This window comes from Phormidium yuhuli AB48, from assembly GCF_023983615.1.
Taxonomy (GTDB): Bacteria; Cyanobacteriota; Cyanobacteriia; order Cyanobacteriales; family Geitlerinemataceae; genus Sodalinema; species Sodalinema yuhuli.
Window position 1 is genome coordinate 1,473,732 of sequence record NZ_CP098611.1, and the last position, 24,114, is coordinate 1,497,845.

Here is a 24,114-nt window from a genome sequence, read left to right on the forward strand (position 1 = left end):
GGGGTTAACGTCGTCCATCCCAGGGGCCAATTTGGATAGTTCCTCCTGGGGTAAAGACCACTCGAAACTCAGCAACGGGAACTAGGGTAACCCGATCCTCTTGAATCTCAACGCCGGCGGCTGGATCGTAGAGGGGGCCAATGGGCAGTTCTGCGAAATAGCTTGAGGCCGCAGCGGAGAGGGGTTCATATTGGGTGATGGTGCCATCTTCGGTGACGGCGAGACGATAGTCTAAGTTGCGATCAAAGACAGGGATCTCCTCCCATTGATCATAAAGGGCATCCCGCACGTCAAAAATGAGTCGATCAATGGTGGCTACATCGGTAATGCGGGGAATGGCTCCGGGGGGACTGGGATAGCCATCCCAAGGACTAACTTGCAGCACGCCATTGGGTCGAAAGACGACTCGAAACTCAGCTAGGGATTCCACCTCAGCCGTCCCTCCGGCCACGGGGAGGTATAACAAGTCCGATAGGGGAATCTCCTCCTGGAAGTCCCCGGCGCGATCGCCCTCGGGCCGATAGCCGACAATTGCTCCATCTTCCCCAACACTTACCCGATAGACTAGGTCGTTTTCAAAGGTCGGTGATGTGGTCCAAGCCTGGTCTATGTCATAAAAGAGCTTATAGCGTAAGGCCCCTAAGAGGTTGGGGTCGTCAATGGTGGGGACGGTAGCTAATTCAGCCCCATCGAGATTCCCCTCGCCATCGTTGCCCCCGGGAGGGACACCTGTTGCGTTGGGGCCATTATCACTGACCTCTTCTGACTCGACTACACCGTCCCGGGGGGGGTCAACTTCAGGAACGGGTAAGGGGGACAGGGCTAACGCGGCGACCACGAGACTGGATAAGCCCAGGGCTAGGGGAGCGGCCCGTTGGGCGACCGGTTCCTCGTTTTTGGCTTGGCGACGGTTTCTTGGCAGAAGCTTGAGATGGCGATCGGGGAGAGTCTGGCGATCGCTCAAGAGCTGATCCACCACATCCACCACATCAAACAGTTGCAGGGTGGTTAAATCCAGTTGTAAGGGGTCTGTGCCGCTTTCGGGCGATCGCAGATTCAGCCGATGCAGTCCGCCTTCCAAGGGGGTTAGGGTGACCCAGGATTTCGGAGATTCCACCGCCACTTTCCCCATGCCCAAAAAACTTTGGGTGTAGTCACTGATGGCCGCCGTTAACTCATCGAGAAACTCCTGGCCGCCGCTGAGGGCATCGGGTTTGCCCACAACATGACATTCCGCGCTCACCAACACCGACAAGGGCGATCGCGCCGATCCATTAGACCCTGAGGACCCATTGGGGTCATCCAATCCCTCTACAATCAGGGTACATCCCGGTAAACTATACTTGCGCCGTACAACCATCAGATTTCTCCATCAAACAAACTCACCCAAAACCGAGTTAAGCCAGCGGTTCCAGTACAAAATAGTAGCTTTTCTAACAACTCAACGGCCAGATTATCGAGTTTTTCGTCCGTGTCGTAAACCATCACCGCCGAGCGTCGAGGATTCATACGGCTGCGGAAGTGGGCCCGGAAGCGGGAGAGATAAAAGGCTAACTGAGGGTTTTTATCTAGGGGGAGATGTTGTTCCCGCAGTTGCTGGGCCTCTTTATTCAGCTGCCGCAATGGGATAGTCATGGAGCGGGCCAGGTAGCAGATGATAATCGTTAAGACCTTGGCCTCCTCTTGGGAGAGGGGACGGCGACGACTGGCCCGCCGTAGGGGGTTCGTGTTACGGATACGCCAGACGGTGACGCGATCGCTCAACACGGAATTGAGTTCCAACTGGCGAGCCAAACTGAGAATTTTCTCAGAACCGCTCAAATCCAGCGCTTCAATCGCCAACAACATCAAATCCAGTTGGACACGAGTACGCCGAGAACAGCCATGATGAGTGACTGGCATATCCGGCAATTGCTGTTGTCGCAGCAGTAGAGTGGAATCGTGTGTTTCGAGAGGATTGGAGACCATGAGGCGCGAAGCTAACAGGTAACGTGGTTAGGGGGCAATGACTGGCTCATCAGAGCAACCGCTCAAAGCTAGATTATTACATTCTGGGCGATCGCCGGCCGTCCAGGGCAGTTTCGGCGTCCCTCGGCTAAACCCGGATGGCTATACTTTCCTGATAGGATTTGTGGAGACTGATGTCGATGTCCCCAGTCTTAGGGGGATCACTCATTGGCCAGATATAGCCGCCATTCATCATTATGGATTTACAAGCTCTCATCCGCGACGTTCCTGACTTTCCCAAACCGGGAATTCTCTTCCGAGACATCACCACCCTGCTGGCCAATCCCGAGGGACTCAAGATTGCCCTTGATCGCCTGGTTGAACAATGCACTCCCCTCCAGCCCGATATTATCATTGGCATGGAGTCCCGTGGCTTTCTTTTTGGTGTGCATCTAGCCTACCAACTCGGGGCCGGCTTTGTCCCCGTGCGGAAACCGGGAAAACTGCCTCGGGCCGTTCATACTGTGGAGTATGAACTGGAATATGGGAGCGATCGCCTAGAAATCCATCAAGATGCCATTCCCGAAGGCGCACGAGTTCTGATTGTCGATGATCTTATCGCCACTGGGGGAACCGCCAAAGCCACTGCCCAACTGGTGCAACAGTCAGCCGGAGAACTGATTGGCTTTGCCTTTGTCATCGAACTCAACGCCTTAGCTGGGCGGGAGCAGTTACCTCAGGTTCCCATTGTGACCTTAGTTCAGTATTAAGATTGAAGGATTAAGGTGAGTCGTTCCCGGTCGTATTCTGTCCCTTGCAACCCTATCTCCTGTCTATGGCTTCCCCTCAATCCACCTCCAGCAAATCCCAGCCTCCCCTAACTCAGCGTCTGCTGCGGCTGTTTGAGAATGATACGTTACTCTACATTCTGCAACGATTGGGGCAAGGACTCTTAACCTTGTTTTTTGCCTCAATTTTATGTTTTGCCGTGATGCAATTAGCCCCTGGGGATTTTCTGGATACCTACAGCCAGAATCCCACGGTTTCCCAGGAGATGCTCGATGATTTGAGGCGACAGTATGGTTTGGATCAACCGCCGGTGACGCAATATTTCCTCTGGTTAACCTCCATTGTGACCCGAGGAGACTTTGGCTGGAGTCTGATGTTTCAGCAAAATGTCACGACGCTCATCAGCAGTCGGGTGGCGAATACCTTACTTCTCTCGATTTTTTCATTGATTATCACCTGGAGTATTGCCATCCCTTTGGGAATTGTGGCCGCCGTGCGCCAAAACAGCACCCTAGACCGAGTGTTACGAGTGGTCAGTTATGGCGGACAGGGGTTTCCCAGTTTCATCACGGCCTTGTTGCTGCTGATTTTGGCTCAGAACTTAACGCCTTTGGTTCCTGTGGGGAATATGACCAGCGTTTTTCATGAGGATTTATCGCCTGTGGGCAAAATGTTGGATATTCTCTGGCACGCTTTCTTACCCACATTAGCTCTGAGTATTACCAGTTTTGCTGGATTACAGCGGTTGATGCGAGGGCAGCTATTAGATGTCTTACGACAGGATTATATCCGCACTGCCCGCGCCAAAGGGTTACCGGAAAATAAGGTCATTTATGTTCATGCCTTACGCAATGCCATTAACCCCCTAGTTACTCTGTTGGGGTTTGAATTTGCTGCCCTATTGAGTGGCTCATTTATTGCTGAATTTTTCTTTAATTGGCCGGGCTTGGGTAAACTGATTTTGGATGCGTTACGGGCCCAAGACCCCTATGTGGTGATGGCGGGGTTGATGATGGGGGCAACCATGCTCATTGTCGGGAACTTGCTGGCTGACCTATTACTCAAAGCCGTTGACCCTCGGATTCAATTAACCGATAGTAAGTAAGAGAGAGCGATGTTATCTCAAACCTATTATGTCCTGCGATCGCAACAAGATGGGCAATATCTCGCTGCCCGACCTGACGCAGAGGGCGATCGCTATTTGTTGATGTTCACCGAACATTTTGACGCTCTCAGTTACGTCAACCGCTTTGCCGAAGAGTATAAAGAGCAACTCGCCGTAGAATCCCTAGCAACTCCCACCCTAAAAACTATACTTCAGCGGTGGGGATATGCGGGATTTGCCCTCGTGCGCGACCCACTCCTGCCTCGTTTAGAGTTTTTAACAGCGACTTGATATGAAAATCGAATCAATTTTGATTGATAAATTCAAACGGTTTGATGAGTTGTTTATCTCCTTTAAAAATCAAACGTTAGCAGAAGTGAGCAATCGCTTCCTAATTTTAGGGGATAACGGGACTGGCAAAACCACAATCTTGCAAGCGATCGCTCTTCCCCTTGCGCTTGCCACTAAAACGATTTCAGATTTAAATGAGTTTTCTTGGAGTGGTTTCTTAGCCAGCCGGTATTATCAATGGGGTATCCCAACCTTAGAACTAGAAGTGTCTTTATCTTCCCAGGAAATCGAATCAACACAGCACATCGCTCAGCTTTGGTATGATTCATTTCCGCCAAAATTTCGCCCCCCTAATTTTGTGCTGCCGGGTGATTCCAAACAGTTAAAAATCAACCTTTATGGGGAGTATTGGCGTGTGGGTGAAGACAATAGCTTAGAAGAACGTTCTCAACTTTTGGGTCGATACTATGCTCGTAATCTTGTTAAAATAGCACGACAAGATCCATCAGTTTGGCAGTATTTTTCCCTGTCTGATTTTGCTAAACTGCCCGGGGTATTTTGGTTTGACCAATTCCGTAATCTATCATACCCTCCAAAACTTAACGATCAGGATTTAGCAGAACCAAATGCTCAGAACAGTTTACCTAAAACGGGGGTATCTCAGTATCGAGAGTATTTACTAAACTGGTTTGAACGGCAAAATAATCAGACGGAACTAGACCATCCTCAAAATTATTTAATGGTATTAGAGAAGCTTTATCAAGCTATTTTTACCAGTCGCTCGATTCAAGGTGCGGAGCCATTACTACAGTCAGGAGATTCTCGTGATAATCAGAACTTTTTTCTATTTAGTGATGGCAAAAAGAGCTACGATATAGCAGAGATGTCTGCGGGAGAACAATCCGTTTTGCCAATCTTTTACACAATGGTTAGACAGCACATTGCCAACTCCGTTGTCTTGATTGATGAAATCGATCTAAATCTACATCCTCCCCTAGCTCAAACTCTCACCAGTCAACTTCTTAAGCTTTCCGATAACTGCCAATTCATTATTACAACTCACTCTGATGCCGTGAATGATATTGTGGGCGAAGATGATACCTATCGCCTCCCTGGAGGGTCTTTATGCCTGTAGGAAATCTATACTGTGAGGGGTCGAAGAAGAGTTTAGATATCCGGGTTCTGCAATCAATTGTTTTGGGGACAGGCTGCCGGGTAATCCCTAGCTTTGAGCGTTCTGGCGCAAAATTCACCCATTTTTTAACCGTTTTTTCAGGGAAAGATTTATTGGCTGCGATGGGTTCTGACTTAATGCAGATGGGTTTGGGAGAACCTGGACAGTTTTTAGCCCGCATCCTCAGCCGTCTGGAGACATCCCCGGAACCTGTTTGGGAGTGGTTGGCGGAATGGCAAAGCTTAAGGGAGGCGATCGCTCAATTTCCTGCCCTATCCTGAGGATTGAGGTCGATGGGATTTATTGATTCTCCAGGCAAGTGGGACAATAAAGGTAAAGTGCGTTAAAACCATCAATCTCTATGTCCTTCTCCCAATCCACCCATCCTCAGCCCCATCCCCAGACCACCCGCCTCACCGTCACTCACCTTTTGGAAACCACCCCTAACCCCTCTCAAGCCGGGGCCGATGTGCGTCACGGCTTGCAACAGATTCCCAAAACCCTGCCCGCTAAATACTTTTACGACGATCGCGGTTCCCAACTGTTTGAGCAAATCTGCGATCTCCCCGAATACTACCCCACCCGCACCGAAACTAGTATTCTACACACCGCCGCCCCAGAAATCGTCGCCCTCACCGGAAACAGCGAACTGGTGGAACTCGGGAGTGGGAGTTCTCGTAAAACTCGCCTACTCCTTGACGCCTATTCTCAATCCCTTCCAGATAAGACAGCGTCCCTCATTTATCGTGCCATTGATGTCAGTGGTGGCATTTTGCAACAGAGCGCTCAACGGCTACTCCAAGATTACCCTCAACTCCAGGTTCAAGGTCTCGTGGGAACCTATGAAGAGGCTCTCGATCACCTCCCCCCCACAGAAGCCGACAGCCGCCTATTGCTGTTTCTCGGCAGTACCCTCGGCAACCTCAAACCCCAAGCCTGTCAGCAATTTCTAGAACGTGTTAGCCAGGCCCTCCATCCCGGTGAGTATTTTCTCTTAGGGGTTGACTTGGTGAAGCCTAAACCCATCTTGGAAGCCGCCTACAACGATGCTCAAGGGGTGACTGCTGAGTTTAACCTCAATATGTTGGCTCATCTCAATCGACGCTTTGAGGGCAACTTTAATCTGAAACAGTTTGAACATTGGGCCTTTTTTAACGAAAAAGAGTCCCAAATCGAAATGCACCTGCGCAGTACAGTCCCACAATCGGCTACCCTACGCCAGTTGGATTTAACTGTAGACTTAGCCGCCGGGGAGACGATTCAAACGGAGATTTCCCGTAAATTTAAACCATCTGAAATTATTGAAACCCTTAAGGGGGTTAAGCTTGAGACACGGCATACCTGGCAAGACCCTCAAAACAGGTTTGCGGTTTTGTTAAGCCGCCGTTGTCCGTAACGCATCTTGACGATCGCCGAAGTGACTCGCCCAGGCTCTAATCTTTCATCAGGGCCGCTACAACAGACATAAGTTGTTGTAACGCCTTCACCATGAAATACCGTAAAACCTTCACCCTGAGTTTTCTAACCCTCGCCCTGTCTCTCGGGGCCTGTAATACCGTCCCGGAAAACCCCATCGCCTCCCATGGGGCCAATCAGGAATCTCCATCGGAACCGGTTAATTCACCAGACCCCGGACCCAGTCCCTCTCCTCCCCCAACGGAATCCCCGCCTCCCGCCTCGGAGGATGAGGAGGATTCGCTTGCTGTCTCTCCACCTCAAGATACGCCTTCTGCTGATGAGTCGGCACCGGCCCCCTCCCCGCCACCCCCCTGGGAGCAAAACTTACCGGAGGTGGCCACCATTGAAGAGACGCAAGTTGGCGATTTGATGTGCTACGTGACGGTCACTGATTTACGGGGGAATACTTCGGTTATCGGTGCCGAGTATCAAATTTGCGATAACGAGGACCAATTTTTGCGACAAACCTTAGGATTGGCCTATACGGAAAGAACCGTCGCCGATTGTGAAAGCAATGAACCCTGTGGACGCACTCGCCAAACAATGCTCCTCTCGGATCTGATTAGTATTGGCAAGGATTGGTATGTCCTCAGTGATGGAACCTGGCGGGTTATGGTTGGACAAATGGAAACTTGGGATGGGGTCAATAATACGGGGGAGTTGACCTATTATGGTTGTGATGATGAGAATAACTGTCTCGCCCTAGAAGGAGGGGTCGTCAGTTGTCGTCGGGGGGTTTGTGGCTACGGTTGGGAACAGGGTGACTATCTCTATTCCCTGGCTACCCCCATTGTTGAAGATGGCGGCGCACCGGCAACGTTACGGGTGTTTCATCAGGGAGAGGAAATTCTCACTGTTCCCAATATGGAGGTGGTGAACTCCAAAATTAACCCCTCTTAAGGGTAGGTGGTTTGAGGGGATGATGGTATTAAACGGCTTCGCAATAGCGTAAAAAGCCCTTGGGATACAGGGTTAACTCTCCTGAACGGAATTTTTCGATTTCGACCCAACGAGCGATTTTTTTTCGTTTCCCTTCTAAAAAGGGGACCGTTTCTCGCTCGTAAAAGGTTTTATCAACGAAGTCACAGCGATACAGTTGGATAACTTCGTGACCTTTCTTGCCTTTATACTCGAAAATATTTTCGATACAGTCGAGATATTTGATATTAGTTAAATCCGCTTGGACTTCTTCTTGAAATTCTCGTTTTAAGGCAGCTAAGCTAGTTTCTAGGAACTCAACGCCGCCCCCTAAGGCGCGATAAAATTCCGTTTTATTTTTGGGGTCATAGCCTTCGGATAAAAAGAGACGATCGCCATCCCGAATCAGTCCCAGGGCGATGACGCGAATGGAATTATACTTACCCATGTTGGCCTGTTTAGCTTAGTTATAGTCGGCAAATTGGGCGGTATGAGAACTGGGAATGGGCCAGTCCTCATTTTCTCCGCCGATAATCAGACGGGGGATGCTGACATAATCTAGGCTGAGTTGACGCAGGGCGTTAATTAGCACATCTAGGGCGATCGCATCACTGGTTCCTAAGTCAAACCAACAACGTCCCCAGTTTCCCTGATACTCAAACTCACCCATATTGTGCATCAGGGCCAGGATAGCGCCGTGGTCGGGGCGATCGTTGTAGTCCATATAACTGATATCTAACCCTTCCTCCTGTACTTGTAGATTTTCGGCGTTGAAGCCGCCCAGTTTCCCGAGGTAAAACCAGGATTCAAACAGTTGTTCGAGGTATTGCTGTTCGGCGGGGGAGGGGATGTTGTCGAACTCTAGCCAAAACCAAACGTCAAAGGGATTATATTCACGAAACTGAACGTCCATAGGGCGATCGCACTCGGGGGTAACTTGAGGTCAACTACCTAGCTTACCGGTTTGAGGCTTGTTCTGCATCCACCCGTCGCTGGGCCTGATCCCGTTCCCGTTGGATTTGGCGGACTAATTCCGCCGGAAGTTGCTCTCGCATCGCCAGGGCCCGATCAAACCAGGGGAGACTGGAGGCGCGATCGCCACTATCGACATAAATCTGAGCTTTCAGATACATAATCTCAGGATTCTCGGGGGTGAGTTCCAAACTGCGATCGACGGCGGCCATGGCTTCTTCAAAGCGGTTGAGATCCCGAAATCCGACAGCTAAACCTCGTTTCGCCAAATATTCCGGGGCCGCATAGGTTTGCAGGCGCTCGATAGGCCGTTCTGGATTGGAAAAGGGTAAGTTCGTCGCCAACATCAAATCCATATAGCCTTTAATGATGTTGAGTTCGGGATCTTCTGGATCAACCGCTGTAGCGCGATCAAGATGGCGGAAAACCTGTTGTAACTTCGACAGGGCCGTGGGAACTCCCCGCACCATCCCCTCGTTTTTGAGAGCGTAGGCCCCTTCTAAGAAATGACCGACCGCAATATAGATATTTCCCCGTAAGGGATCTTGATTGACTAAGGCCTCGGCCCGTGAGCGAGTGAGGGTGGCGTAGTCTTTAAACTCACTGGGGAGATTATCGGGGTCTTCCAGATACACTAATGAGGCCCGCATAGCGTAGAGAATCGGGTCCACACTGGCTTCAGATAAGGCTAATTCCACCTGCTGAGCCGCCAGGGGATAGTTGCCAACCCGGAAAAAGGCTTCAAAGGCCTGTTCCGTGGTATCACTGATATTACGGGGGTTTTCACGGCGGAACGGGTCGCCGGCCCAGGCGGGGGTGAGCCAAGTCCCTAGGGCGATCGCCACCACACTGACGCTTCCCCCTAATCGCGATCGCCAGCCAAATTGTTTACTCATAGTCATCGGGGCGTTTTCCAAAACTCGTTCCAAAACTCTGATCTCTAAGTATAGTTCAGGGGATTCAGTGCCGGCCCAGCTTGGGTTCCCCCAATCATTCCGGCTCAGGCCCCCCACTCAAGAGAAAAACATCAGATAGGCGATCGCCCATCTGATGAGTCAAGCCTTCACTAGCCTCTGAGACTGATCCGGAGACTCAGAGTTCCGCCCCCAAACCTGAATCAGCCATCAATCCAGTCTGAACCGTTCACGATTGCAAGCGGCGTTTCGACTCCCGTTCAAACCAATCAATAATCTGCTCCACCGTAATCTGCGCCAGAGGCTGTTCCGTCTCCTGGCAAATCTGCACCAGAGGCTTCTGAGAGGCCACCACCAAATTACTAAAGAAGGTGGCAAAACTCGCATCCACATCCACCTGTGCCTGAATCGTGGCATCCTGTTGAATCCAATCCGCCACCTGGTCTGGGGTAATCTCCTCCGCTGGGGTTTGGGTGGTTTGAGAAATTTGCTGAAGTGACCTTAGTGCATAAATTGCTAATCTTGTCAAGAACTTTTCTTGCGAGGATAACAGAGCAGCATCAACCTTAGCCGCTTCATCCGGTTGTAAAAACTCAACCGTCATCGGAGAGGGAGTAGTCATAATGACATCAAACCAGGCACATCTGGTTTTAGGCTATCCCAAATCCGCCCCCTCTTCCCTAACCGGCCTGTTCAATCAGATAACCGCAGCGATTTTCCCCATCAATCATCCAATGAGTCCGCTGCACCTGACAATCCGGCAACGCGCGGGCAAACATATCCAACTCATGGCTACAAACCGTCGGGAAAGACTCCGCCACATTGGAGATAGCGCAATTGTACTCCGCCACCACAAACCGGGGCCCTCCCTTAGCGTCAGGTTCCAACTCCACCAGTTCCGCCATATAGCCCTCCTGGCGGCGCAACTCCACTAAATTGGCAATCCGTTCCCCCAGGGGAGCTTCTCCGAGTTGATGGCGATAGGCCATGGCTTTACGTTGCCATTGTTTCTCCAATACCTGGCCAACTCCATCTTGGCCCACCGTTTCCGCCAGAGTGTCCAACAGGGACACCGCAAACTCATCATAATGATGGGGAAAGCGGGCACGTCCGGCGTCCGTCAGCTCATACACATGTTGAGGACGGCCCATCCCCACCTGCACTGAGCCATGTTGAATTAACCCCTCAGCCTCTAAGTCCTTCAGATGTCGTCGAATGGCCTGGGGGCTAATCTTCAGTACCTCAGACAGCATCTGAGCCTTAGCCTGACCCTGTTTGAGCAAATAATAGAGGATGTCGTCTTTCGTGGATGGATTCTGTGTGGTCGCCCTCATGTTCCTTATCCCTAACGCCAATACGGCAGTACAATCGGCAGCGTATGATAGAAATTATGTCTTAGACTTTGACAACTTGCCTGTTGCTAAAGTAACCTACAACTAGGGATATAAACAACAGCCAAGTTGCTTTAGACTCCATTATAGACAAAGACGTTTATCAACCCTTCCCTATGACTGCACCCACCAACCCCCAGCAGGCAACCGAAAAAAACCTAGATGCCATGCGGCGCTTCTCCGAACAGTACGCCAAACGGACGGGGACTTACTTCTGTTCAGACTTAAGCATCACCGCCGTGGTCATTGAGGGGCTAGCCAAGCATAAGGATGAGTTAGGTGCGCCTCTGTGTCCCTGTCGCCACTACGAAGACAAAGAAGCCGAAGTTAAGGCCACCTATTGGAACTGCCCTTGTGTCCCCATGCGGGAACGCAAAGAATGCCACTGTATGCTCTTCCTCACCGAAGATAACGACTTCGCCGGGCGGGAGCAAAACATCACCAACGAGCAGATTCGCGCTACAACCAACCAAGTCTAGGGCAGACCCTCCAATCTGCTGACCCCTGGGGAGATGTCCCCCTCCCCTCCCACCTTCACTCAAACCCATCGCGCAATCAGAGATAACCAGCCATGAGTGCCAGCGTCAAAACCCTAGTTAACCAACCCTACAAATACGGTTTCACCACCGATATTGAAACCGACAGTATCGCACGGGGACTCAACGAAGATGTCATCCGTGCTATTTCTGCCAAAAAGAACGAGCCGGAGTTTATGTTGGAGTTCCGGCTTAAAGCCTATCGTCAATGGCTGAAGATGGAAGAACCCAACTGGCAACACGCCAGCTATCCTCCCATTGACTATCAAAACATCGTCTACTACTCCGCCCCCAAGGTCAAAGACGAGAAAAAGAAAAGTCTCGACGAGGTTGACCCGACACTCCTGGAAACCTTCGAGAAACTGGGGATTCCTCTGTCGGAACAAAAGCGTCTGGCTAACGTAGCGGTGGATGCGATTTTTGACAGTGTCTCCGTCGCCACCACCTTTAAGGAAAAACTGGCCGAAGCAGGCGTCATCTTCTGTTCCATCTCCGAGGCGTTGCAAGAACACCCGGAACTGGTGAGAAAATACATGGGTAGTGTGGTTCCCGTCGCTGATAACTACTTCGCCGCCCTCAACTCCGCTGTCTTCACCGATGGGTCTTTCGTCTTTGTTCCCAAAGGCGTAACCTGTCCTATGGACCTGTCTACCTACTTCCGTATTAACAACGGTGAGTCGGGACAGTTCGAGCGGACTCTGATTGTCGCCGAAGAAGGGGCCTCCGTGACCTACCTCGAAGGCTGCACCGCCCCCATGTTCGATACGAACCAACTCCATGCTGCTGTGGTGGAACTGGTGACCTTGGACGATGCGGAGATTAAATACTCCACCGTGCAAAACTGGTTCGCTGGGGACGAAAATGGTAAAGGCGGAATTTACAACTTCGTCACCAAGCGGGGACTCTGTAAAGGCAAAAACTCCAAAATCTCCTGGACTCAGGTGGAAACTGGGTCTGCGATTACCTGGAAGTATCCCAGTTGTGTCCTGGTGGGCGACAACTCCGTCGGTGAGTTCTACTCGGTGGCCCTAACCAACAACCTGCAACAGGCTGATACGGGAACCAAGATGGTGCATATTGGCAAAAATACCAAAAGCACGATCATCTCCAAGGGAATTTCCTCTGGGAAGTCCAAAAACAGCTATCGCGGTTTGGTGAAGATGGGACCGAAGGCGGATGGGGCCCGCAATTATTCTCAATGTGACTCGATGTTGATTGGGGATAATGCTGAGGCTAACACCTTCCCCTATATCGATGTTCAGAACAATCTGGCCAAGGTGGAACATGAAGCCTCGACCTCTAAGATTGGTGAAGACCAGTTGTTCTATTTCGCTCAACGGGGTATCTCGGAAGAGGATGCGGTGTCCATGATTATTAGTGGGTTCTGCCGCGATGTTTTCAATGAGTTACCCATGGAGTTTGCGGCGGAAGCAGATAAACTTCTGAGTCTGAAGCTTGAAGGCGCTGTGGGTTAATTGAGTCTGGGTTCCGTCATTCGTTGGGGTGGCGGAACCACGTAGGGGCAATCCCTTGTGGTTGCCCGAGTCCACAGAGTTTTTTTGAGTTTTTTGGTGAGATAATTAGAGATGGAAAACTCTGATTTTTCAGAGAATTTAGAAGACTTTGAAGGCGATTATCTTGAAACGAACTTACAGTTAAAACTGGCTTCGATGAAGTTAGAACTTTCTCAAGTGGAACAAGAAGTTCAGGCAATCAAAAATTTGTCAACTAATTATCCACAGAAGAGCAAGCGGATCATCAAGATAAAACTTAGAAGTCTTCATGACTATTTCGAGAGCTTGCAAGAAGAAGCGAAAGAGTGTCAAGACGTAATCAATTCTGGGTTTACTCGGCTCGATAGCTTTGATGAGGAAAAGCCCTAGACCTCTGAACGAAGTTCAGTTCAATCCAAACTATACCCCCAATTTACCACCACCAATTCTCAAGCATTACCTTTGAATTAAACCACCATGATTGTTGAAAATAGCGACGTTATTCTTTCGGTTAAAAACCTCAATGCGACCGTTGAGGGAACGCCAATCCTCAAAGACCTGAATTTGGAAATTAAGGCGGGGGAAATCCACGCCATTATGGGACCGAATGGGTCTGGGAAAAGTACCTTTTCTAAAATTCTCGCCGGACATCCCGATTACGAGGTCACCAGCGGTGAAGTGATTTATAAGGGGCAAAACCTGCTAGACCTCGAAGCCGATGAACGGGCGACGGCGGGGGTGTTCCTGGCGTTCCAATATCCCATTGAGATTCCTGGGGTCAGTAATTTGGACTTCCTGCGGGTGGCCTATAACTCCCATCGCAAAGCTAAGGGATTAGAAGAAGTCGATACCTTTGATTTTGAGGATTTGGTTGAGGAAAAACTGGAGATTGTGAAGATGCGGGCGGAGTTCTTGAACCGCAGCGTCAATGAGGGCTTCTCCGGTGGGGAGAAAAAACGCAATGAGATTTTGCAAATGGCCTTGCTGGAACCCACCTTGGCGATTCTCGATGAAACGGATTCTGGGCTGGATATTGATGCCCTGAAAACCGTTGCCGGTGGTGTGAATCAGTTGGCTAAGCCGGATAATTGCACCCTGATGATTACCCACTATCAACGGTTGCTCGATTATATTGTTCCCGATTTTGTCCATATTATGTATGATGGACGGATTTTGACCACTGGGGATAAAGATTTAGCCCTGAAACTGGAAGACCAGGGTTACGATTGGGCGATCGCCGAATTTGCAGCGGTGGGAGTGTAAGACCATTATGAGTTTGAAAACAATCACCAAAAACAATGTGACGTCCTTGGCTGAGTTGGTGAACCTGCGTCAGCCCGTGCTGAGTGATGGCGAGGTTCTCAACCCAATTCGCGATCGCCACCAGGCCCGCCTCCACGAATTGGCCCTCCCCACCACTCGGGATGAAGCCTGGCGCTTCACGGACTTATCGGCCCTAACTCAAGTCAACTTCACCCCAGCCCCCAGCCTCAGCCTGGAGGCCAGTCAGATTGAGTTAAACCAACTTCCCGAAGCCCCCGAGAGTCGTGTCGTCTTCGTCAATGGACGCTACAGCGATCGCCTCTCCCAACAAGAGGCCTTACCCGAGGGCCTCTATGCGGGAAACCTCGCCAACCTTCCCCCGGACCAAAAAGCTAAACTGGGAGACTACTTGGCAAAACAGCCGGGCCAGGAAGAAGTCTTCACCGCCCTAAACAGTGCCAGTTTCCAAGATGTAGCCGTCATTTGGTTGCGTCGTGGAACGGTCGTGGACGTTCCTCTGCAACTGTTGTTTGTCTCAGTTCCCGAGGACTCGGCCATGCTGACGCAGCCGCGCTGTCTGGTGGTGGCTGAGGCCAACAGTCATCTCACCCTCGTCGAGGAGTTCGTCTCCACCGTTGAAGGCTGTCCCGATTCCCAGGCCATGGCCTATTTCAACAATGCGGTGACGGAGATGTGGCTAGAGGACAATGCGGAATTAACCCATGTGCGTCTACAACGGGATCATGGGTCTGCCTTCCATATCGGCAAAACCGCCGTCACCCAAGCGCGAGATAGCCGTTACGCCTGTCATACCCTGAATTTGGGGTCGCAACTCTCTCGCCAAAATCTGGATGTCTATCAAACCGGGCCGGGAACCCAAACCACTCTCAATGGTTTAACCTTAATTGGTAAGGCCCAAACCTCCGACATCCACAGCACGGTGATTTACGACCATCCCCATGGAACCGTGAACCAACTCCATAAATGTATTGTGGGAGATAAAGGTCACGCCATCTTTGATGGTCGGGTTGTCGTCCGCAAAAAGGCCCAACTCACCGACGCCAAGCAACTCAACCGCAATCTCTTGTTGTCTCCCAAGGCCCGAGTCAACACGAAACCCCAGTTAGAGATTGTGGCGGATGATGTCAAATGCAGCCACGGCGCCACCGTCAGCCAACTTGAAGCGGACGAGGTATTTTATCTGCAAAGTCGCGGCTTAGACAAAACCACCAGCCAAAATCTCCTAGTCGATGCCTTCGCCGCCGAAATCCTGCAAGAGATTCCCGTAGAATCCCTACGAACGGCGATCGGCCAATGTGTCGCCTGTCGCACCATTAGTTATTAATAAGTAAAGGTAAGGGGCAAAGATGCCTCTTACCTATTGCCTGTTGCCTCTTGCCTTCTTCCCCCTATGACCCTCGCCACCGCCCAAACCCTAGCCGATCGCACCCGCGCTGACTTCCCGATTCTGCATCAGGAGGTCAATGGTAAACCTCTGGTGTATCTGGACAACGCCGCCACCTCTCAAAAGCCCAAAGCGGTGATTGAGGCCTTGTCCCACTACTACAGTCAGGATAATTCCAACGTCCACCGTGGCGTTCATGCCCTCAGTGCCCGGGCCACAGATAACTATGAAGGGACTCGGGATAAAATCGTCCGTTTTATCAATGCCCAGTCTCGCAATGAAATCGTCTTCACCCGCAATGCGAGTGAAGCGATTAACTTGGTGGCCTATTCCTGGGGTATGAATCACCTGAAGGCGGGGGATGAGATTATCCTGTCGGTGATGGAACACCACAGCAACTTGATTCCTTGGCAAATGGTGGCCCAACGGACGGGGGCGGTGTTGAAGTTTGTGGGCTTGACGGAGACTCAGGAGTTCGATTTTGAACAGTATCAGTCTCTGCTATCGGAAAAGACGAAACTGGTGGCGGTCGTTCATGTCTCCAATACCCTCGGCTGTATTAACCCGGTGAAGGAGATTGGGGAACTGGCCCATCGCCAGGGGGCTAAGGTTCTCATTGATGCCTGTCAGAGTCTGCCTCATATGCCCATCGATGTCCAGGACCTCGATTGTGACTGGCTGGTGGGTTCCGGTCATAAAATGTGTGCGCCGACGGGGATTGGTTTTCTCTATGGCAAATTGGCCCTATTGGAGTCCATGCCGCCCTTCCTGGGGGGTGGAGAGATGATTGCGGAGGTGGAACTCAACTCCTTTACCTGTGCTGAACTTCCCCATAAGTTTGAAGCCGGAACCCCGGCGATTGGGGAGGCGATCGCCCTGGGGGCAGCCATCGATTATCTCATGGACATCGGCATGGAGGCGATCGCCGACTATGAACATGAACTCTGCCGCTATCTCTACGAAAAACTCGCCACGGTCCCCGGCTTAACCCTCTACGGGCCCAACCCCCAAGCCGACGGCAGTGGACGGGCCGCCCTGGCCTCCTTCACCTCTGCCGATGTCCATGCCAACGACCTCTCAACCCTTCTCGATGAGTCAGGAGTGGCGATTCGCACCGGACATCACTGCACCCAGCCCCTGCACAAACTCCTTCAACAAACCTCAACGGCCCGGGCCAGCCTCTATTTCTACAACACTCACGCCGAGATTGACACCTTCGTTGCCAGTCTCACAGACACCATCAACTTCTTTCAGAGCATCATGGGGTAGAACGAGGGGCGCATAGAAATAGTGACACGCCCCTGGTAGTCTTCGTGGGGTGGGTTAGATATCTTTCTCGCCCAACTCACGAATCATGTGGTCAAACGGCTCATCGATGAAGCTGGTTTCAATCCCGGCTTCGGCGACTTTTGCCTTAACAATCTCTTTCAAGATACCGATACCGATGACGGTGGGGCCAATCGCCACATTGAGGGAATTATAGGTTTCTCTCAAACCCGCCAACACCCGCTCATCGAGCACATCCGTATCACCAGCCACCCAAGAATAGGTGGCATAGCGCAGATAATAATCCATATCGCGCAGACACGCCGCATAGCGACGAGTCGTGTAAGCACTCCCACCGGGGCGAATCAGCTCAGGCTGGTCGCTAAATAGCGTCGAGCCAGCTTCTTTGACTACCGCCGCCGCTTGACCATTAATCAGGGCTGCGGCTTGAACCCGAGCCGTCCCCGTCTCAAAATAGGACTTCAGACGGTCGATCGCCACACCATCGAGATAGCGGCCCGTAGAATCGTAGTTTTTAATCAGCGTTGTAATTGCGTCTTGCATGAAATGCCTCTTCGTTATAAATACTGACCGATGGACTATAGCGTACCCCACCCTCTGAACATGAACGTCAAGGGGAAGGTCACTGGGAGCCACTGGACTCGGCTTCCTCTAGTATTATTCCGTCCTAGCCGCACAATGTTTAGAAAACTCAACAATCTTTCATAAATCCTGGGCCCCATTTCCCGGATGCAGGGCCATATCCGGGAAATTTCTGAGATTTTTCGGAAAAAATGTATAAACCATTACAAATCATCGCCACAGCAATCTCTAGGATGAATCAGATATTCGTCAGGACCTAGCCCCACCCCTGCGTGCGTCTTCCACGTACCGTCCGGAAAAGCAACGACTGGCAAACTCGAACGATTTTCGCGATTATAGGGAGAAGTAACCCATGCCTGAAACGCCACAAGACGTCCTGAAAATGATTCAGGATGAGAACATCGAACTGATTGACCTGAAGTTTGTTGATCTATTCGGAATTTGGCAGCACTGCACGTTCCACCGCAGTCTCATCGAAGAAGAATCCTTTGACGAGGGGATTGCCTTCGACGGCTCAAGTATCCGGGGCTGGAAAGCGATCAACGCTTCAGATATGTCAATGGTTCCTGACGCAAGCACCGCGTGGTTCGATCCCTTTATGGATACCCCCACCCTGAGTATGGTCTGTTCCATTAAGGAACCCCGTACCGGCGAGTGGTATGAGCGTGATCCCCGGTCCCTAGCGGCTCGCGCCTTAGAGTATCTGCAATCAACCGGAATTGGTGACACCGTCTACTGCGGGCCTGAGCCAGAATTCTTCATCTTCGATGATGTTCGCTACGACCAGAACGAACATGAAGGCTACTACCATGTGGATTCCGCTGAGGGGATGTGGAACTCGGGACGGAGTGAAGACGGGGGAAACCTAGGCTTTAAAACGGGCTACAAGCGCGGTTACTTCCCTGTTAGCCCGTCGGATACCCTACAAGACATCCGTACGGAAATGCTCCTGACCATGGGAAATTGTGGAGTTCCCATTGAGAAACATCACCACGAAGTGGGAACCGCCGGTCAGTGTGAACTGGGGATTCGTTTCTCCCCTCTGATTAGTGCTGCGGATAACGTGATGACCTACAAGTATGTGGTCAAAAACGTAGCCCGCAAATACGGCAAATCAGCCACGTTCATGCCCAAACCGGTGTTTAACGACAACGGGAGCGGGATGCACACCCACATGTCCATCTGGAAAGACGGACAACCTCTGTTCTTCGGTGATAACTACGCCGATCTGAGTGACTTAGCCTTATACTTCATTGGCGGCCTACTGAAACACGCCCCGGCGGTGTTGGCATTCACAAACCCCTCCCTGAACTCCTATAAGCGTCTGGTTCCTGGGTTTGAGGCTCCCGTGAACTTAGCCTACTCCCAAGGAAACCGCTCCGCCTCAATTCGGATTCCCCTAACCGGTTCCAACCCCAAAGCTAAACGGCTTGAATTCCGTTGTCCTGATGCCAGTTCTAACCCCTATCTCGCCTTTGCCGCCATGCTGATGGCCGGTTTGGATGGGATTCAGAACAAAATTGACCCCGGCGAAGCCCTAGATGTGGACATCTACGAACTCAGCCCTGAAGAACTGAGCAAAATTCCTTCGACTCCGGGTTCCCTTGAAGGTGCATTAAGTGCCTTGGCTCATGACAGTGAGTTCTTAACCAAAGGTGGGGTCTTTACGGAAGACTTTATCGACAACTACATCACCTACAAGCTCGATAACGAAGTCAACCCCATGCGTCTGCGTCCCCATCCCTTTGAGTATATGCTCTACTACGACGCCTAAACGCTTCAGCTTAGCTGGAGTTCACTAAACTCTCTTCACTACCAGATAGACTGCCCTCACTGCAACGCAAGTGAGGGTTTTTTTAGGCTAACCCACTAACGCACCTGGCGCTACACTGAGTCTGTAGGTAGGCTTGCTCTTCTGATTTCATAGGTTTAGTGATGTCGTCGTCTCAACTCCTCGATACTCGGACAACCCATTTCGGAGACTTAATCCGCAATGGTAAAATTTATCGGGTCCCCACCTTTCAGCGAGACTACTCTTGGACTATCGAAAATTGGGAAGACCTCTGGCAAGATATTGAGTCGATTTATCACGATTCCCAGAGTAGTCACTATATGGGAGCGATTGTCTTACAGAACTCCCCGGACTCGAATCAGGAATTTACGATTATTGATGGCCAACAGCGGCTGGCGACTTTGAGCATTTTGGCGATCGCCATTCTCGATAAACTCCAAGACTTAATCAACCAAGGACAGGCGGTTGAGGAAAATCGGGAACGTCAAGATATTTTGCGGCGAACCTATTTAAGTGATAAAGACCCCCGTTCCTTACGCTATTCAAGCAAATTACTGTTGAATGCCAACGATAATGATTTTTATCAAAGTAACTTAATCAACTTACGCAAGCCCAGGAATCAGCGACGGCTCACGACATCTAATAAACTGCTTTGGCAAGCCTTTGAGCATTTCTCTAAATGTTTAAATGGGCTGACTTCGGTAGTTAGAAATGGAGAAGAGTTGACGATGTTCCTAACGGATGTCGTTGCTCAACGTTTAGTGTTTATTCAAATCAATGTTCAAGATGCGCTCAATGCGTACACTGTCTTTGAAACCTTGAATGCGCGAGGAATCGAACTCAGCACCACCGATTTATTGAAAAACTATTTATTTTCTCTATTTCAGGGACCCGATGATTTGCGAGAAGCTCAACGGCAATGGAAACGGCTCATTGATACGGTGACGATGCGAAAATTTCCAGAGTTTTTGCGTGACTACCTGAGTTTATCCCAAACCGGAGTGCGGAAAGATAGACTCTTTAAAACAATTCGTCGTGCCGTTACCAATGCAGAACAAGCATTTCATTTGCTGGATGATTTAGAGCAGTATAGCGACCTATTTGCTGCCCTCGGCGACTCTCATGATGAACTGTGGCGAGAGACTCCTAACGGCCAGCCTTATATCCGAGAACTCCAGCTTTTCCGAGTAAAACAGGCGTACCCAACTCTATTTGCCGCCTATGTCAAGTTGGCTCCCTCAGATTTTGTGCGGGTGTTGAAACTTATTGGAGTGTTATCCTTTCGCTATCTTGTGGTGAGTCAACTGAACCCGAATGCGTTGCAGAGAATTTATAATGAGGTGGCGATCGCCATCATGAACCATGAAATCACCACCCCCCGAGAAGTCTTCAAGGCTTGTCGTTCACTGTACGTCCCCGACGACAAGTTTAAGCAAGACTTCGCCATTTTAACAATATCGACCAAGAGACAGAAAAAACTGGCCCAATACATCCTAGCCAAACTCGAAGAACAGGAGTGCGGTCATCCCATTGAGCGTGATAGTTTCTCAATCGAGCATATCCTCCCCGAATCAGCCAGCGAGAGTTGGCGGCGAGCGTTTACAGAAACTCAACTCGACGACATGACCGATCGCTTAGGAAACCTGACCCTCTTAGAACCGAGTTTAAACCGTGAGCTGGGCAATCAACCCTATGACGTGAAGCGGCAAACCTACCCCCAAAGCCGCTACCGCTTAACCCAGAGCATTTTAGCCCAAGACTGGACAGCGGATAGCCTGGCTGATCGCCAAGCCCATTTAGCGCGGCAGGCCGTTGAGATTTGGCAGGCGGATTTTAGGTAGAATAGACGAGCTAAACACTTCGTCGAACAAGGCATCAACTGTGCGTATCTCACTCAACTGGTTGCGAACCCTCATTAACATTGATCTAACTGCGGACGACCTGGCCCATCGCCTCACTATGGCAGGGTTTGAAGTGGAGGAGATAGAAGAGCGCAGCACCTGGGCCGAGGGGGTGGTTATCGGTAAAATTGTCGGCATCGAGCCACATCCCGATGCCGATAAGCTGCGAGTCTGTCAAGTCGATATTGGCAGTGGGGAAGTGCAACAGATTGTCTGTGGTGCGCCCAATGCCCAGGCAGATATCTACGTTCCGGTGGCTACCATCGGCACGAAGCTGCCCCAAGTGGGTCTCAAGATTAAACCGACCAAACTGCGGGGCGTCCCCTCTAATGGCATGATTTGCTCTCTGGAGGAAGTGGGCCTAACCTCCGATATTGACGGGATTCATATCTTCGCAACGGGGGATGAGAAGGAGTTTCAGGCTAAGGTGGGGGCTGATGCTCGACCGTTTCTGGGACTCGATGACTCGATTTTAGACTTGACGGCGACGGCGAACCGGGCTGATGCTCTGAGTATGGTGGGTGTAGCTCGGGAAGTAGCGGCGTTGACAGGGCGGACTCTGACCTTACCCCAGGCTGAGGTGGCTGAGATTGCGCCTCAGGCCTCGCTGACCGTTGAGGTGGCTGAGAACAAGGCTTGTCCGGCCTATCTTGGCACGATGATTGAAGGAGTAACGATCGCCCCCTCGCCAGATTGGCTACAACAACGACTACAGGCCGCTGGCGTGCGCCCCATTAACAATGTGGTGGATATTACCAACTATGTGATGTTGGAATGGGGACAGCCGTTGCACGCCTTTGACCGCGATCGCCTCCAACAGCTCACCGGTCAAGATTCCCTGACGCTTGGAGTTCGTTACGCCAAAACGGAGGAAACCCTGACGACCCTCGATGGCCAAGAACGACCCCTGCAAGACACCAATCTACTGATTACCGCCAATGACCATCCCGTGGCCCTAGCTGGCGTCATGGGAGGGGAAGAGAGCGAAGTCCATTCAGGAACCACTAATTTAGTCTTAGAGGCGGCCCTATTTGACCCCGTCGCCGTGCGTCGTTCTTCTCGCGCTCAGAATTTACGCAGTGAGTCCTCCTCACGCTATGAACGGGGGGTCAACTTCGCGGAGTTGGAAACCGCCTGTCAACGGGCGATCGCCCTCATCCGGGAATTAGCTGGCGGAACCCCAGTGGCCCAAGCTAAAGCCGATTCTCGCCCCGATTTGGCTCAAACCCTCACCCTACGAGTGGCCCGGGTGCGCCATGTTCTCGGTCCGGTGCATCTGGGGGATGAGATCGGCGACCTCCCGGAAGCGGATATGAAACAAATCCTGGAACGCCTCAACTTTACGGTAACCCCCACAGATGAGGCCGGAGTTTGGACGGTCCAGGTTCCCCCCTACCGTCGCCGGGATATTGAACGGGAAATTGATTTAATTGAAGAAATCGCCCGTCTCTATGGCTACGATAATTTCTGTGAAACCCTCCCCAAACAGGGAACTCTAGGTCAGCTTTCCCCGGAATTTGCCCTGACGGGACAGTTGCGGGAAGCCCTACGGGGGGCAGGTTTGACGGAGTTAATTCACTATTCTCTGGTCAAACCTGCACAAGAGCAACAAATTTGTCTGGGAAATCCTCTCTTTGCTGAGTATTCGGCCCTGCGGACGGAACTTCTCCCAGGGATGATTGATGCGTTTGAGTACAACTTGAAACAGGGAAATGGGTCGCTTAATGGCTTTGAGATTGGGCGAGTTTTCTGGAAAGAGGGAGACAACTATCAGGAGAAAAACCTGGTGGCGGGGATTCTTGGGGGCGATCGCACTCAGGGACGTTGGTTACGGTCTGGGAAGGAACAACCGATGTCTTGGTTTGAAGCCAAAGGGGTGTTACAAGGTGTCTTCGATCGCCTAGGCTTAACGGTGTACTATCAAGCCGATGCGGGAGATGAACGACTCCATCCTGGACGCACCGCCTCGATTTGGTTGCGGGGTCGTCAATTGGGACGCTTTGGCCAGCTTCATCCCCAGTTACGTCAGGAGCGGGAACTCCCCGATGAAGTCTATGTGTTTGAGTTGGAGTTAAGTTTACTCCTAGAGGCGCTCCCGTCGAGTCAGGTTCCCAAGTTCCAACCCTTTTCGACGTTCCCGGCCAGCGATCGCGATTTAGCCTTTTTCGCTCCCATTGATGCAGAAGTCTTGGAGTTAGAAAAAGCGATGAGTCGGGCTGGGGGTAAATTGTTGGAGTCCGTGGAACTGTTTGATGAGTATCGCGGTGAGTCGGTTCCCCAGGGCCAGCGTAGTTTGGCCTTTCGTTTAGTCTATCGGGCGGGCGATCGCACTCTCAAGGATAAGGAGGTGGATACGGCTCATCAGAAGGTGCGCGATGCGATCGTCAAGAAGTTCAAGGTAGAACTACGGAGTTAGTCTCGGGCTGGACTGAGGGGTTTAACCCCTACAGTCCAGGCTCAGAGCGATTTCTCCATCTTGACAATCTAAAATCTCAGGTCATAATAGTCAGTAGAACTACGTAGAGTTGGGGTGCGTTCAATGGCTCAACTTGCATTACCTGAGAGTTTAGGGGGGGCGTTTCGATGTTTGTAGATCCTCAAGTGATAGAAGCGGCGAAAACTCCCAAAAACCAAGAATCATCAATCGGTAACTCCGGCATTAACCGATGGACTCCCGATCCAGATTTTGGAAGACCGATTACAGACCCAACAGTCATTGAAAGAACAGTTAGGGTAACCCGATCAGGGGGATCTTATCGAATAATCTGGCGGGGGGATGAGGGTTATTTTGCCCAGGGTGAGGTCAGTTATTCTCCTATTACCGAGTCATTTAGAATTAGAGAGTATCCACAACACCACTTCGACGACTTTACGGGCATTCCGAGATACCAGATCA

The 24,114-nt window shown here is 51.1% G+C and carries 24 protein-coding genes; 16 read left to right on the forward strand and 8 right to left on the reverse strand.

The annotated features are described in order from the left end of the window. Window positions 1-4: 4 nt before the first annotated feature. Together NEA10_RS06360 and NEA10_RS06365 are read right to left on the reverse strand one after the other, a co-directional pair. Window positions 5-1,360 (reverse strand): DUF4335 domain-containing protein, encoded by a 1,356-nt coding sequence (locus tag NEA10_RS06360; RefSeq protein WP_252664482.1) that lies wholly within the window; start codon window positions 1,358-1,360, stop codon window positions 5-7. After that, complete coding sequence (locus NEA10_RS06365; protein ID WP_252664485.1) at window positions 1,360-1,968, reverse strand: DUF3038 domain-containing protein; 609 nt, start codon at window positions 1,966-1,968, stop codon at window positions 1,360-1,362. Before NEA10_RS06365 ends, NEA10_RS06360 begins: the two co-directional genes overlap by 1 nt. 236 nt (window positions 1,969-2,204) lie before the next feature. Here NEA10_RS06365 and NEA10_RS06370 point away from each other — a divergent pair, with 236 nt between their 5' ends. From NEA10_RS06370 to NEA10_RS06400, 7 genes are all read left to right on the forward strand, one after another. Then, a complete protein-coding gene (locus NEA10_RS06370; RefSeq protein WP_252664487.1) occupies window positions 2,205-2,717 on the forward strand; it encodes an adenine phosphoribosyltransferase in 513 nt (170 codons plus the stop codon). Between the two features lie 65 nt (window positions 2,718-2,782). Further along, window positions 2,783-3,841: an ABC transporter permease gene (locus NEA10_RS06375; protein WP_252664489.1), complete on the forward strand. Its 1,059-nt coding sequence runs from the start codon at window positions 2,783-2,785 to the stop codon at window positions 3,839-3,841. A gap of 9 nt (window positions 3,842-3,850) precedes the next feature. Further along, a complete protein-coding gene (locus NEA10_RS06380) occupies window positions 3,851-4,132 on the forward strand; it encodes a hypothetical protein (protein ID WP_252664491.1) in 282 nt (93 codons plus the stop codon). Between the two features lies 1 nt (window position 4,133). After that, a complete protein-coding gene (locus tag NEA10_RS06385; RefSeq protein ID WP_252664493.1) occupies window positions 4,134-5,267 on the forward strand; it encodes an AAA family ATPase in 1,134 nt (377 codons plus the stop codon). A gap of 161 nt (window positions 5,268-5,428) precedes the next feature. After that, window positions 5,429-5,587, forward strand: coding sequence for a hypothetical protein (locus tag NEA10_RS06390; protein ID WP_252664495.1), 159 nt, complete (start codon window positions 5,429-5,431; stop codon window positions 5,585-5,587). 80 nt (window positions 5,588-5,667) lie between these two features. After that, window positions 5,668-6,702, forward strand: coding sequence for an L-histidine N(alpha)-methyltransferase (gene egtD, locus NEA10_RS06395; RefSeq protein ID WP_252664497.1), 1,035 nt, complete (start codon window positions 5,668-5,670; stop codon window positions 6,700-6,702). Window positions 6,703-6,794: 92 nt separating this feature from the next. Further along, window positions 6,795-7,664: a hypothetical protein gene (locus NEA10_RS06400; protein ID WP_252664499.1), complete on the forward strand. Its 870-nt coding sequence runs from the start codon at window positions 6,795-6,797 to the stop codon at window positions 7,662-7,664. 28 nt (window positions 7,665-7,692) lie between these two features. On the opposite strand, the gene NEA10_RS06405 is transcribed toward NEA10_RS06400, so the two are convergent. The 5 genes from NEA10_RS06405 to sufR form a co-directional block, all read right to left on the reverse strand. Then, the gene (locus NEA10_RS06405; protein ID WP_252664501.1) at window positions 7,693-8,130 is read right to left on the reverse strand and encodes an NUDIX hydrolase; all 438 of its coding nucleotides are present in this window, start codon (window positions 8,128-8,130) and stop codon (window positions 7,693-7,695) included. A gap of 15 nt (window positions 8,131-8,145) precedes the next feature. Continuing rightward, window positions 8,146-8,595, reverse strand: a complete 450-nt coding sequence (locus NEA10_RS06410; protein ID WP_252664503.1) for a DUF3531 family protein — start codon at window positions 8,593-8,595, stop codon at window positions 8,146-8,148. A gap of 43 nt (window positions 8,596-8,638) precedes the next feature. Next, the gene (locus NEA10_RS06415) at window positions 8,639-9,550 is read right to left on the reverse strand and encodes a Sll0314/Alr1548 family TPR repeat-containing protein (RefSeq protein ID WP_252664505.1); all 912 of its coding nucleotides are present in this window, start codon (window positions 9,548-9,550) and stop codon (window positions 8,639-8,641) included. A gap of 247 nt (window positions 9,551-9,797) precedes the next feature. Further along, window positions 9,798-10,190: an NDH complex assembly factor CRR9 gene (locus tag NEA10_RS06420; protein WP_252664506.1), complete on the reverse strand. Its 393-nt coding sequence runs from the start codon at window positions 10,188-10,190 to the stop codon at window positions 9,798-9,800. Between the two features lie 58 nt (window positions 10,191-10,248). Continuing rightward, window positions 10,249-10,902, reverse strand: coding sequence for an iron-sulfur cluster biosynthesis transcriptional regulator SufR (gene sufR, locus NEA10_RS06425; RefSeq protein ID WP_252664508.1), 654 nt, complete (start codon window positions 10,900-10,902; stop codon window positions 10,249-10,251). A gap of 173 nt (window positions 10,903-11,075) precedes the next feature. On the opposite strand from sufR, the gene NEA10_RS06430 reads away from it, so the two are divergent. The 6 genes from NEA10_RS06430 to NEA10_RS06455 all read left to right on the forward strand — a co-directional run bounded on the left by NEA10_RS06430 (window position 11,076) and on the right by NEA10_RS06455 (window position 16,925). Then, on the forward strand, window positions 11,076-11,438 hold the full coding sequence (locus tag NEA10_RS06430) for a ferredoxin-thioredoxin reductase catalytic domain-containing protein (protein WP_252664510.1): 363 nt from the start codon (window positions 11,076-11,078) through the stop codon (window positions 11,436-11,438). A 92-nt stretch (window positions 11,439-11,530) separates the two neighbouring features. Then, window positions 11,531-12,970, forward strand: coding sequence for a Fe-S cluster assembly protein SufB (gene sufB, locus NEA10_RS06435; RefSeq protein ID WP_252664512.1), 1,440 nt, complete (start codon window positions 11,531-11,533; stop codon window positions 12,968-12,970). A gap of 111 nt (window positions 12,971-13,081) precedes the next feature. Beyond that, window positions 13,082-13,378 (forward strand): hypothetical protein, encoded by a 297-nt coding sequence (locus NEA10_RS06440; RefSeq protein WP_252664514.1) that lies wholly within the window; start codon window positions 13,082-13,084, stop codon window positions 13,376-13,378. Window positions 13,379-13,465: 87 nt separating this feature from the next. After that, window positions 13,466-14,251 (forward strand): Fe-S cluster assembly ATPase SufC, encoded by a 786-nt coding sequence (gene sufC / locus NEA10_RS06445; protein WP_252664515.1) that lies wholly within the window; start codon window positions 13,466-13,468, stop codon window positions 14,249-14,251. A 7-nt stretch (window positions 14,252-14,258) separates the two neighbouring features. Next, window positions 14,259-15,596: a Fe-S cluster assembly protein SufD gene (gene sufD, locus NEA10_RS06450; protein WP_252664516.1), complete on the forward strand. Its 1,338-nt coding sequence runs from the start codon at window positions 14,259-14,261 to the stop codon at window positions 15,594-15,596. Window positions 15,597-15,662: 66 nt separating this feature from the next. Then, window positions 15,663-16,925, forward strand: coding sequence for a SufS family cysteine desulfurase (locus NEA10_RS06455; RefSeq protein ID WP_252664517.1), 1,263 nt, complete (start codon window positions 15,663-15,665; stop codon window positions 16,923-16,925). A 54-nt stretch (window positions 16,926-16,979) separates the two neighbouring features. On the opposite strand, the gene apcB is transcribed toward NEA10_RS06455, so the two are convergent. Next, on the reverse strand, window positions 16,980-17,486 hold the full coding sequence (gene apcB, locus NEA10_RS06460; protein WP_252664518.1) for an allophycocyanin subunit beta: 507 nt from the start codon (window positions 17,484-17,486) through the stop codon (window positions 16,980-16,982). A 391-nt stretch (window positions 17,487-17,877) separates the two neighbouring features. Between apcB and glnA the strand changes: the two genes are divergently transcribed. The 3 genes from glnA (at window position 17,878) to pheT (ending at window position 23,634) form a co-directional block, all read left to right on the forward strand. Then, window positions 17,878-19,299 carry a type I glutamate--ammonia ligase gene (gene glnA, locus NEA10_RS06465; RefSeq protein WP_252664519.1) on the forward strand — a complete coding sequence of 474 codons (1,422 nt, stop codon included), beginning with the start codon at window positions 17,878-17,880 and terminating at the stop codon, window positions 19,297-19,299. 161 nt (window positions 19,300-19,460) lie between these two features. Next, on the forward strand, window positions 19,461-21,158 hold the full coding sequence (locus tag NEA10_RS06470; protein ID WP_252664520.1) for a DUF262 domain-containing protein: 1,698 nt from the start codon (window positions 19,461-19,463) through the stop codon (window positions 21,156-21,158). A gap of 40 nt (window positions 21,159-21,198) precedes the next feature. Beyond that, entirely contained in the window at window positions 21,199-23,634 is a 2,436-nt protein-coding gene (pheT, locus tag NEA10_RS06475) for a phenylalanine--tRNA ligase subunit beta (protein ID WP_252664521.1), read from the forward strand. Window positions 23,635-24,114 lie beyond the last annotated feature (480 nt).

What these genes read in the sequence shown, in the direction of transcription:
- NEA10_RS06360 (WP_252664482.1), bottom strand. Translation starts at nt 1,360, where the DNA reads ATGGTTGTACGGCGCAAGTATAGTTTACCGGGATGTACCCTGATTGTA.
- NEA10_RS06365 (WP_252664485.1), bottom strand. Translation starts at nt 1,968, where the DNA reads ATGGTCTCCAATCCTCTCGAAACACACGATTCCACTCTACTGCTGCGA.
- NEA10_RS06370 (WP_252664487.1), top strand. Translation starts at nt 2,205, where the DNA reads ATGGATTTACAAGCTCTCATCCGCGACGTTCCTGACTTTCCCAAACCG.
- NEA10_RS06375 (WP_252664489.1), top strand. Translation starts at nt 2,783, where the DNA reads ATGGCTTCCCCTCAATCCACCTCCAGCAAATCCCAGCCTCCCCTAACT.
- NEA10_RS06380 (WP_252664491.1), top strand. Translation starts at nt 3,851, where the DNA reads ATGTTATCTCAAACCTATTATGTCCTGCGATCGCAACAAGATGGGCAA.
- NEA10_RS06385 (WP_252664493.1), top strand. Translation starts at nt 4,134, where the DNA reads ATGAAAATCGAATCAATTTTGATTGATAAATTCAAACGGTTTGATGAG.
- NEA10_RS06390 (WP_252664495.1), top strand. Translation starts at nt 5,429, where the DNA reads ATGGGTTCTGACTTAATGCAGATGGGTTTGGGAGAACCTGGACAGTTT.
- egtD (WP_252664497.1), top strand. Translation starts at nt 5,668, where the DNA reads ATGTCCTTCTCCCAATCCACCCATCCTCAGCCCCATCCCCAGACCACC.
- NEA10_RS06400 (WP_252664499.1), top strand. Translation starts at nt 6,795, where the DNA reads ATGAAATACCGTAAAACCTTCACCCTGAGTTTTCTAACCCTCGCCCTG.
- NEA10_RS06405 (WP_252664501.1), bottom strand. Translation starts at nt 8,130, where the DNA reads ATGGGTAAGTATAATTCCATTCGCGTCATCGCCCTGGGACTGATTCGG.
- NEA10_RS06410 (WP_252664503.1), bottom strand. Translation starts at nt 8,595, where the DNA reads ATGGACGTTCAGTTTCGTGAATATAATCCCTTTGACGTTTGGTTTTGG.
- NEA10_RS06415 (WP_252664505.1), bottom strand. Translation starts at nt 9,550, where the DNA reads ATGAGTAAACAATTTGGCTGGCGATCGCGATTAGGGGGAAGCGTCAGT.
- NEA10_RS06420 (WP_252664506.1), bottom strand. Translation starts at nt 10,190, where the DNA reads ATGACTACTCCCTCTCCGATGACGGTTGAGTTTTTACAACCGGATGAA.
- sufR (WP_252664508.1), bottom strand. Translation starts at nt 10,902, where the DNA reads ATGAGGGCGACCACACAGAATCCATCCACGAAAGACGACATCCTCTAT.
- NEA10_RS06430 (WP_252664510.1), top strand. Translation starts at nt 11,076, where the DNA reads ATGACTGCACCCACCAACCCCCAGCAGGCAACCGAAAAAAACCTAGAT.
- sufB (WP_252664512.1), top strand. Translation starts at nt 11,531, where the DNA reads ATGAGTGCCAGCGTCAAAACCCTAGTTAACCAACCCTACAAATACGGT.
- NEA10_RS06440 (WP_252664514.1), top strand. Translation starts at nt 13,082, where the DNA reads ATGGAAAACTCTGATTTTTCAGAGAATTTAGAAGACTTTGAAGGCGAT.
- sufC (WP_252664515.1), top strand. Translation starts at nt 13,466, where the DNA reads ATGATTGTTGAAAATAGCGACGTTATTCTTTCGGTTAAAAACCTCAAT.
- sufD (WP_252664516.1), top strand. Translation starts at nt 14,259, where the DNA reads ATGAGTTTGAAAACAATCACCAAAAACAATGTGACGTCCTTGGCTGAG.
- NEA10_RS06455 (WP_252664517.1), top strand. Translation starts at nt 15,663, where the DNA reads ATGACCCTCGCCACCGCCCAAACCCTAGCCGATCGCACCCGCGCTGAC.
- apcB (WP_252664518.1), bottom strand. Translation starts at nt 17,486, where the DNA reads ATGCAAGACGCAATTACAACGCTGATTAAAAACTACGATTCTACGGGC.
- glnA (WP_252664519.1), top strand. Translation starts at nt 17,878, where the DNA reads ATGCCTGAAACGCCACAAGACGTCCTGAAAATGATTCAGGATGAGAAC.
- NEA10_RS06470 (WP_252664520.1), top strand. Translation starts at nt 19,461, where the DNA reads ATGTCGTCGTCTCAACTCCTCGATACTCGGACAACCCATTTCGGAGAC.